This is a genomic window from Neisseria sp. HMSC055H02 (genome assembly GCF_001813335.1).
GTDB classification, from domain to species: domain Bacteria; phylum Pseudomonadota; class Gammaproteobacteria; order Burkholderiales; family Neisseriaceae; genus Neisseria; species Neisseria sicca_C.
In genome coordinates this window covers 88,154-97,040 of sequence record NZ_KV812067.1, presented here as the reverse complement: position 1 = coordinate 97,040, position 8,887 = coordinate 88,154, and the positions used below count along the sequence as shown (strand labels likewise).

Genomic DNA, 8,887 nt, shown 5'->3' with positions numbered 1-8,887 from the left:
TACCGGTTTAAAGTTAATCCACTATAAACACAAAGGTCGTCTGAAAACCTGTATTTTAGATTTTCAGACGACCTTTTAAATCATCTAAGGCTATGAAGAAATTCATAAAAAGACGATATTGCCGAAACTGCTGTCATTTCCGCATCAATCAGCAATTGCGCTAAAAGAAATCAACGCCTTATCCCAATAAATACATAAGGGTGCATCATTGCGCCCTTTTTTGATTGCTACTTTGCCAATTCTTTGTCGATTTCCTGATAAAGCGCGGCGAAGTCGGGTTCTCCGACAAAGGTTTTCAGGATTTCGCCTTTTTTATTGATCAGAAAAGAAGTCGGGTAAACCTGCGTACCGAACGCTTGGGCGGCGGCTTTATCGGCATCAAACATGACGGTAAAGGGCAAACCGTATTCTTGGACGTATTGGGTTACGCTTTCCAACGGGTCTATCGGTTGGGCAATGCCGAGTACTTGGAAGTCTTTGCCTTGATAATCTCTGGACATTTTGATGACTTTGGGCATTTCGCTGACACAGCCCGGGCAGGAGGGAAACCAGAAATTGATGAAGCTGACTTTGCCTTGCAAATCGGCATTGGACACCGGTTTGCCTTGCAGGTCGGACAAAGAGAATGCGGGAGTAGGTTTGTTATCCGGAATAAGGACGATGGCAAGCAGCGCACCGATAATGGCGACTGCGGCAATGGTAATGAGTTTTTTCATGCTTCGGCGTATTGTTTTAAAAGAGTAAAGAGAGGTTCGGGAATGCTGATGCTCCGCCCGCTTTCTGCGCTGACAACCATCAGCGTACTTTCGGCTTCGACGGCATTTTTACCGCTGGGCAAAACGATGTTTTGAGTGAGGATAATATGGCGCGAGGTCAGCTCTTTCAGACGACCTTCAAAACGCAATATGTCGCCATCGACGGCGGCACGGCGATAACGGATGTCGGTGCGGACGACCACCAGCATCAAGCCGTCGATTTCGGACAATAAACCGTGTTCCTCAAAAAACGCCCAGCGCGCTTCTTCGAGAAATTCGAGATAGCGCGCGTTGTTGACATGACCGTAGCCGTCAAGATGGTAATTGCGGACGCGGACGTTCATCAGTTCAGATTAAAGGGTTGAAAGGCTTCACGGGCGAGCGGTTCGTGCTCGAGGTCGGTAATGACGGTGGAGAGCTGTATGTCGAACCATTCGTTGAAAATATCGGCGTCCAAATCAGGCCACTCGCTCTCATCTTCGCACCAGTCGGCAAGTTCGGCAGCGAAAATGTCTTCAAACCGCGCTTCGATTTCGTCCCATACTTCGTCGGCGGTTTCACACGGACGGACGAGATAAGAATTGGCATCGGCTTGAATATCTTCAAGCGTCAAACCGTCAAGATGATTGCCGGGCAGGGTTTGCAGCCAGTTCCAAAAAGGATCGAGCGGGATGAGCAGGAAGACGCTGCGGTTGACTTCGTACATGATGTTTTCCTTGGTTTCAGATAAGGGAATGATATAGCAAAGGCCGCGCAAACGCTATCTTTGCGGACTGCCACATTCTTTGCAGACTTAAGCGCCCCGCCTTATTCATGAGCGTATAGAAGGTAAAAGGTCGTCTGAAAACTCGAAACACGAGTTTTCAGACGACCTTTGTTCCATTTCCTGTCCGAGATTAGAAACTGTAATTCACCCGCGCCGTATAAGTGCGCGGCGCGCCGGGCATGGCGTCGGAACGCCAGTATTTTTGATTGAACAGATTGCCAACGGCGAAAGTGAGGTTCAGGTTTTTGCGGTTCCAGCCGAGCATGGCGTCGGTTCGGACGAAGCCGGGAAGCGTGGTGACTTCTTTGTTTCTTGAATCGTAGCCGTAGCGTTTGCCCGTACCGGTTACGCCGATTTCGCCGTAGAGGTTTTCGGTCGGCGTGTAACGGAAGAACAGGTTGCCGGTAACGTTGCTGGTGTTGTCCAAATGGATGCCCAAGCGGTCGGGATTTTCTTTGTCTTCAACGACTTTCGCCTGCATCACGCCCAACGAACCGCGCAGGTAGAGTTTTTTGGGGATGATTTGTCCGATGGCGGACAGTTCCACACCGCGCGAACGGTGTTTGCCGCCGACAGCCTAAGTGTAGGGATCATTTTGCGCGTCGGGACGGTAGCGGATATTGAAGCGTTCGATTTGGTAGGCGGACAATGTGGTGCTGAGGCGGTCGTCCAGCCAACTGCTTTTGACACCGGTTTCGTATTGGCGGGTGTATTCGGGATCGGCGTTGAACACGGCGGAAGACGAAGTGTCGATGCTCAAATAGCCGTCGCGTCCGCCATAAGGTGCGAAGCCTTTGTTATACGAGGCGTAGAGCGTGTGGGCAGGCGTTACGTTCCACACTGCGCCGATGTTGGGGCTGAACGAATGGCCGCTGTATTGACGGCTGCTGCCGGTGAGTTTGTTTTCGGAATTAAAGGTGTATTTGTCGTAACGGCCGCCGAGGACGAATTTCAAATCGGGCGTGGCGGAGAAGATGTTTTGCACAAAGATGCCGTAGGAGTCGGCTTTGTGGCGGTTTTGGGTGAGGACGGGCTGCAATCTGCCCGAAGCCGGCCAGCTTGCGCGGTCGTAGGGGTTGATGGAGGCTGTAAAGGCGCGGCTGAAACCCAATGTCGGGTTGCGGTGTTCGCGGCTGTAATCCAAGCCTACGGTCAGGTGGTTTTCAAAACGGCCGATGTGGTAGTCGCCGTTGAGCGTGAAGTTGGACGACAGGGTTTTGTTGTCGGTCTGCTGCCAGGCGTAGTTGCGCTTGATTAGGCTGCCGTTTTCGCTGCCTGCATAGAAATGGTCGAAATCCTGCGCCGCCGTGCGGTGGGCGAGCTGCCATTGGGCGCGCCATTTGTCGTTGAAGGCGTATTCGAGGTCGGAACGCCAAACTTGCAGCTTGTCTTTGACAAAATCGTTCGGGTGGGCGAAACCCATGCGGTAAGGCAGTCCGAAGCGGTCGTACACGGACTTGGTCGGACTGCGGTCGGGCGTGCGCTCCACGTTGTCGTAGGTGTATTGCCCCGTCCATTTCAAGCCGTTGTCGAGTTTGACGGTAATGCTGGGCGAAACCATGACGTTTTTGCTGTCTATGCCGCTGCGGAACGAATTGGCGCGCCCGACTTCGCCGGTGAGGCGGATGGCGACGTTTTTGTTCAGCACTTCGTTGATGTCCATATTCAGGCTGCGGTTTGCCCACGAGCCGTAAACCGCACCGATGTTGCGGCTTTGTTTGAAGTTGGCGTATTTGCTGACCATATTGATGACGCCGCCGCCGTTGGTACGGCCGTAAAGGACGGAAGACGGGCCTTTCAGGATTTCCACGCGCTCGATGTTGGCAGTGCTGCGGCGGACCTACCCGCTTTCGCGCACGCCGTCGCGGTAAATATCGGATGCGTCGGCCTGGAAGCCGCGCAGGAAAATGCTTTCGCCGCGCATATCGTAGGCAGCGTCAATACCGGCGTTGCCTTCGAGGATGGAACTTAAATCGTTCGTGCCGTAGTTTTTGTTTTTCTGAATGTTGAGCGTATCGACGGTTTGCGGCGTTTCTTTGATGAGCTGGCCGTTGCGGGTAACGGCGGCTTCATCGTAGTTGATGTAGCCTTTGAGTACGCTGGTGTCGGACTGTCCGACCACGGTAACGGTGGGCAGGGTGGCGGTGTAATGTTCGCTATCGGCGGTATCGGCGGCATACAGCGGGAAAGCGGAGGCAATCAGGGCGGGAAGCAGGGAAAGGCGGGCAGAATATTGCATGTTCAACTCGGAAGGTGAAGGGATGCGGCATTATAGGAAATATTTTTGCTTAATCGAAATAATTGATAATAATTATCTTTATTTATGACAAATCGTGTTTATATTTTGCAACGAAGTAGCTACTAAGAAAAATACATTTAAAATGAATACTATTATCTAATTATTAAATCTATAGTGGATTAAATTTAAATCAGGACAAGGCGACGAAGCCGCAGACAGTACAGATAGTACTGCAAGGCAACGCCGTACTGGTTTAAAGTTAATCCACTATAAATTTAGAATTACACAAACACCGCCATAAATCGAAAGGTCGTCTGAAAACCTGCGTTTCAAGCTTTCAGACGACCTTCTCGTTAACAACATTTAAGTTTCATAATCCTGCACGATTTTTTTATACACGGCTTCGGGCAGGTAGCGGCGTATTATGTCGTGCCAACCATCCGGGCCGACCAGGCCTTTGACCATAGTGGAAGACACTTCGGCGATTTCGCGCGGCGGCATCAGGAAAACCGTCGAAATTTCGGGTGCAAGGTCGCTGTTGATATAGCGCATGGAGCGTTCGTATTCGTAGTCGGCGGCGGAGCGGATACCGCGAACGATAAAACCCGCGCCGATTTCACGCGCGTAGCGAACCAGGAAGCGGTTTTCAAATACGCTGATGCGGACATTGGGAAAGTCGCCCGTAATCGCTTCGAGCATGGCGCGGCGTTCGTCTATGGTGTAGGTATTGCGTTTTTCGGGATTGATGCCGATGGCGACGACGAGTTCGTCAAAAAGAACCTGAGCTTCTTGTATCATCCAAAGATGGCCGAGGGTCGGCGGGTCGAAGCTGCCTGCGTAAACGGCGCGGCGCGGGGGGATAGTGTTCATGGGTAGTGGTGTGAGTGATGGCAGCCGTCAGGATAGCGGGCGGGGAATGGAATGTCAAAAAGGTCGTCTGAAAATCAGAAAACCTGTTTTCAGACGACCTTTGAATGCTTTCGTCAGATGCGCAAACGGTTAATCATCGCCGCTGAACGCCAGCAAAATACGCAGCAGGCTGCTGAAGATATTGTAGATGGAGATGAAGATGGTCAGAGCCGCGCTGATATGGCTGTCTTCTCCACCGTCAATCACCGTACGCACCTGCCACATAATCATCAGCGAGCTGAATAGGACAAACGCTGCCGAAACGGCAAGGCTCAATGCCGGGATTTGCAGGAAGAAGTTGGCAATCATCGCGATCATCAACACCACCGCGCCGACGGTCAGGAAGCGGCCTAGCGAATTCATATTGACATTGGTGCTGCGCGCCATTGCAGACATGGTGAAGAACACCCCGGCAGTCATGGCGGCGGCGATGCCGACGATTTGCGTGCCGTTTGGAATGGCGAGCGTATATTGCAGAAGCGGGCTGATCAGCACACCCATGCCGAAAGTGAAGATCATCAGGAGGGTTGCGCCGACATTGCTGTAACGGTTTTTCTCAATGAGGAAAGTCATGCCGTAGAAGAATACCAGCACGGCAACCAGCCCCATCCAGCCCTGACCGAAGAGAGAGAACAGATTCAGTCCGAACCGGCCGCTGAAATATGCGCTGGCAACGGCGGGAATGAAAGACAGACCGAGCAGGCGGTAAGTTTTTTGCAGGACGGTATTTTTAGCAACCTGTCCTGTGACGGTATAGTCGTAAACGTCGTTTCGCATGGCGTTTGCTCCTGAAAAATGGTTTGAAAACAAATAAATTCGGATTCTAACAGTAAATCATCGGCTTGGGCATATTATGTATGCTGCCATCGCCACTTACCGGTAGATAATGGCGGATGGCAGATTTTAAAGGGCTTGAATGAAACAGGTCGTCTGAAACCAGAAAACCTGTTTTCAGACGACCTGCATTTTCCTCATGAATCCTTTATAATCTCTTCCTTTATAAATCAATATCTTTCGAAAGAAGCAAAATGTCCGATTTCCGTCAAGATTTCCTTAAGTTTGCGCTGGCGCAGAATGTATTGAAATTCGGTGAATTTACGACCAAGGCAGGTCGTCAGTCGCCTTATTTTTTCAACGCCGGACTGTTTAACGACGGCGCATCGACGCTGCAACTGGCGAAGTTTTACGCGCAGGCGATTATTGAGAGCGGCGTAAAATTCGACATGCTGTTCGGCCCTGCTTACAAAGGCATTATTTTGGCGGCGGCGACGGCGATTATGCTGGCGGAAAAAGGCGTGAACGTGCCGTTTGCCTACAACCGCAAAGAAGCGAAAGACCACGGAGAAGGCGGCGTATTGGTCGGTGCGCCACTCAAAGGCCGAGTTTTGATTATCGACGACGTGATTTCTGCGGGAACATCTGTGCGCGAATCGGTCAAACTGATTGAGGCGGAAGGCGCAACGCCCGCCGCCGTCGCCATCGCGCTCGACCGTATGGAAAAAGGTACGGGCGAATTGTCCGCCGTTCAGGAAGTGGAAAAACAATACGGCTTGCCCGTCGTCGCCATTGCCAATCTGAACGACTTGTTCACACTCCTGCAAAACAACGCGGAATTCGGTGGCTTCCTCGAGCCGGTCAGAGCCTACCGCGAACGCTACGGCGTTGCCTAAAATCCGATAAACAAAAGGTCGTCTGAAGACGGACAATCCCTTTTCAGACGACCCAACCCAATCAAACACACATTAAAACAACACATCCCACACTTTACACGGAAAACCCCTATGCCCGCCTGTATCTGCCCACACTGCAAAACCTCACTTTGGGTCAAAGACACCCAGCTCAACGTCGCACAAGGCTTTGTCGTTTGCAATAAATGCGAAGGCCTGTTCAAAGCCAAAGACAGCCTGGCGCCGTCTTCCGCACCCGCCAATCCCGACACGCTGCCCAATGCTGTAACCGACGTCCGCCTCGTACACGACATGGGCGGCAACATCCGCAACCGCAAACAACCCTCCCGCCACGAAATCGCCAGCTTGCTCGACAGCGCCGAACGTGCCAAAAAAGCCAAAGAAGAGGCGGCACGGCGTACCGAAGAGGAAAAGCGTCGTGTAGAAGAAGAAAAACGGCGGACTGAAGAATTCCAAGCCCTGATGGCGGCAGCCGCTGCCAAACCCGCCAAATCCGAAGAAGGCTTCAACTGGACGCTGGCGGTACTGGTCGCGCTGACCGTCCTCATCATGCAGCTTTTCTATCTGGTCTTGCTATGAACACATCTCCGGGCTTTGTCGCCGATTTTCGCGAAGCCGCGCCCTATATCCACTACCTGCGCGGCAAAACACTGGTTATCGGCATCACCGACAGCCTGCTCGAAGGCGACACCCTGAACCGGCTCGCTGCCGATTTCCACCTGCTTGCAGGCTTGGGCGTGCGCCTCGTGTTGGTACATGGCACGCGCCATTTTCTCAACTGCCTCGCCGCCGACAGACAATTCGTTCCGCAATACCACCGCAACCGCCGCATTACCGACGATGCCACCCTGCGCGACGCCAAGCAGGCAGTCGGCATGATACGCAGCGACATCGAAGCCGCCCTGTGCAGCAGCGCATCCGCCCCTTTGCGCAACAAACCGATTCCCACCGCTTCGGGCAATTTCCTCACCGCCCGTCCGCTCGGCGTCATTGACGGCATAGACATGGGCTACACCGGCATCGTCCGCAAAACCGACACCGACTCCATCAACCGCCGCCTCGACGACGGCGCCATTGTCCTCATCAGCCCGCTCGGACACTCCTACGGCGGCAAAACCTTCAACCTCAGTATGAGCGAAGCTGCCGAAGCCGTCGCCGTCGCCCTTCAAGCCGAAAAACTCGTGTACCTGACCGAAGAAACCGGCATTTGCAACGCCGACGGCGTCCTCATGTCCACCCTGTCCTCAGGCGAAGTCCGCCACCTGATAGAAACCGCAAACAACGTTCCCGTGCGCCTGCTCCAAGCCGCCGTCAACGCCGTCGAAAACGGCGTCAGCCGCGTTCAAATCCTCAGCGGACGCGAAGACGGCGGACTGTTACGTGAACTCTTCACCCGCGAAGGCTGCGGCACCGCCATCGCCCGCGACTCCTTCGTCTCCATCCGCCAAGCCCACAGCCGCGACATCCCCCGCATCATCGCCCTGATCCGCCCGTTGGAAGAACAAGGCATCCTGTTGCACCGCAGCCGCGAATATCTCGAAAACCACATCTCCGGCTTCTCCGTCCTCGAACACGACCGCAACATCTACGGCTGCGTCGCCCTCAAAACTTTCGACGACCCCGAAATCGGCGAACTCGCCTGCCTCGTCGTCTCCCCCGAAGCTCGCGACGGCGGCTACGGCGAAATGCTGCTCGACCACCTCTTCCAAAAAGCCCGCGCCATGGGCATCCGCCGCCTGTTCGCCCTCTCCACCCACACAGGCGAATGGTTTGCCGAACGCGGTTTTCAGACGACCTCTCCCGACGCATTACCCGAAGAACGCCGCCTCGACTACCTTGCCAACGGCCGCAACTCGCAGGTGTTTGTCCGAAATATCGAACCTTGATGCAACACACTTTGCTCCCCCCGTTCATCCAACCTTGCAGGCGAACCCATCATTCAGATTTAGCTTGTTCACTGTTAAATATTATATTTGGACGAAGGCTGACAGTTTGCCGATTCCGGATAAACCTGCCCAACCCATTGCCGTTTCCGTGTGAGCGGAAGGGATGGAAAACCAAGCATCAAAACAATATCCCCATACGGCCTTTTTAAAAGAGGTCGTCTGAAAACACGGCATATATTTTCACCGAGCAACGACCTTATCGGGAAATGCGAACTTGCCGAACATCCCGTTTATGTATATGATAACGAACACCGTGCCGGTGTAGCTCAGTCGGTAGAGCAGCGCATTCGTAACGCGAAGGTCGGGGGTTCGATTCCCTTCTCCGGCACCAGATTGGATAAAGAAAGGTCGTCTGAAAACTTGGTTTTGGGTTTTCAGACGACCTTTTTTATTGCGGTGTTTGTTCAAGGCTAAGGACTTGGAAAGTATTTTTCAAAATACTAAACAGTTTTTGCGACATAAATTTTAGCGGCAATCCTTGACGATAACCTAAATCACTATTCATTAAGAATCTGTAATTCATTTTCTCATTCCAATATTCTGCAATATCACTGCTTGGATTCGGATTTCAAGTGCAACACCAG

At 52.8% G+C, this 8,887-nt stretch carries 8 protein-coding genes, 1 tRNA gene and 1 pseudogene; 4 read left to right on the top strand and 6 right to left on the bottom strand.

Annotated features, from left to right (window positions below):
• Positions 1-227 precede the first annotated feature (227 nt).
• From HMPREF2907_RS01720 to HMPREF2907_RS01690, 6 genes and pseudogenes are all read right to left on the bottom strand, one after another.
• Positions 228-716: a TlpA family protein disulfide reductase gene (locus HMPREF2907_RS01720; RefSeq protein WP_070679377.1), complete on the bottom strand. Its 489-nt coding sequence runs from the start codon at positions 714-716 to the stop codon at positions 228-230.
• Positions 713-1,099: an acyl-CoA thioesterase gene (locus tag HMPREF2907_RS01715; protein ID WP_070679375.1), complete on the bottom strand. Its 387-nt coding sequence runs from the start codon at positions 1,097-1,099 to the stop codon at positions 713-715. Before HMPREF2907_RS01715 ends, HMPREF2907_RS01720 begins: the two co-directional genes overlap by 4 nt.
• Positions 1,099-1,461: a hypothetical protein gene (locus HMPREF2907_RS01710; protein ID WP_016686442.1), complete on the bottom strand. Its 363-nt coding sequence runs from the start codon at positions 1,459-1,461 to the stop codon at positions 1,099-1,101. Before HMPREF2907_RS01710 ends, HMPREF2907_RS01715 begins: the two co-directional genes overlap by 1 nt.
• A 190-nt stretch (positions 1,462-1,651) precedes the next feature.
• Positions 1,652-3,760 (bottom strand): annotated as a pseudogene (locus HMPREF2907_RS01700) (TonB-dependent receptor).
• Positions 3,761-4,123: 363 nt separating this feature from the next.
• Positions 4,124-4,630: a pantetheine-phosphate adenylyltransferase gene (gene coaD / locus HMPREF2907_RS01695; RefSeq protein WP_016686445.1), complete on the bottom strand. Its 507-nt coding sequence runs from the start codon at positions 4,628-4,630 to the stop codon at positions 4,124-4,126.
• 129 nt (positions 4,631-4,759) lie between these two features.
• Complete coding sequence (locus tag HMPREF2907_RS01690; protein ID WP_070679369.1) at positions 4,760-5,446, bottom strand: Bax inhibitor-1/YccA family protein; 687 nt, start codon at positions 5,444-5,446, stop codon at positions 4,760-4,762.
• Between the two features lie 251 nt (positions 5,447-5,697).
• Here HMPREF2907_RS01690 and pyrE point away from each other — a divergent pair, with 251 nt between their 5' ends.
• From pyrE to HMPREF2907_RS01670, 4 genes are all read left to right on the top strand, one after another.
• A complete protein-coding gene (pyrE, locus tag HMPREF2907_RS01685; RefSeq protein ID WP_070679366.1) occupies positions 5,698-6,339 on the top strand; it encodes an orotate phosphoribosyltransferase in 642 nt (213 codons plus the stop codon).
• Between the two features lie 111 nt (positions 6,340-6,450).
• Positions 6,451-6,936, top strand: coding sequence for an MJ0042-type zinc finger domain-containing protein (locus HMPREF2907_RS01680; protein WP_070679363.1), 486 nt, complete (start codon positions 6,451-6,453; stop codon positions 6,934-6,936).
• Entirely contained in the window at positions 6,933-8,243 is a 1,311-nt protein-coding gene (gene argA, locus HMPREF2907_RS01675) for an amino-acid N-acetyltransferase (RefSeq protein ID WP_070679360.1), read from the top strand. The genes HMPREF2907_RS01680 and argA overlap by 4 nt, the downstream gene beginning before the upstream one ends.
• A gap of 315 nt (positions 8,244-8,558) precedes the next feature.
• A tRNA-Thr gene (locus HMPREF2907_RS01670) sits at positions 8,559-8,634 on the top strand.
• Positions 8,635-8,887 lie beyond the last annotated feature (253 nt).

Excerpts from the sequence above, each read along its gene's own strand:
- HMPREF2907_RS01690 (WP_070679369.1), bottom strand. The coding sequence starts at position 5,446 with ATGCGAAACGACGTTTACGACTATACCGTCACAGGACAGGTTGCTAAA.
- coaD (WP_016686445.1), bottom strand. The coding sequence starts at position 4,630 with ATGAACACTATCCCCCCGCGCCGCGCCGTTTACGCAGGCAGCTTCGAC.
- HMPREF2907_RS01680 (WP_070679363.1), top strand. The coding sequence starts at position 6,451 with ATGCCCGCCTGTATCTGCCCACACTGCAAAACCTCACTTTGGGTCAAA.
- argA (WP_070679360.1), top strand. The coding sequence starts at position 6,933 with ATGAACACATCTCCGGGCTTTGTCGCCGATTTTCGCGAAGCCGCGCCC.
- pyrE (WP_070679366.1), top strand. The coding sequence starts at position 5,698 with ATGTCCGATTTCCGTCAAGATTTCCTTAAGTTTGCGCTGGCGCAGAAT.
- HMPREF2907_RS01715 (WP_070679375.1), bottom strand. The coding sequence starts at position 1,099 with ATGAACGTCCGCGTCCGCAATTACCATCTTGACGGCTACGGTCATGTC.
- HMPREF2907_RS01710 (WP_016686442.1), bottom strand. The coding sequence starts at position 1,461 with ATGTACGAAGTCAACCGCAGCGTCTTCCTGCTCATCCCGCTCGATCCT.
- HMPREF2907_RS01720 (WP_070679377.1), bottom strand. The coding sequence starts at position 716 with ATGAAAAAACTCATTACCATTGCCGCAGTCGCCATTATCGGTGCGCTG.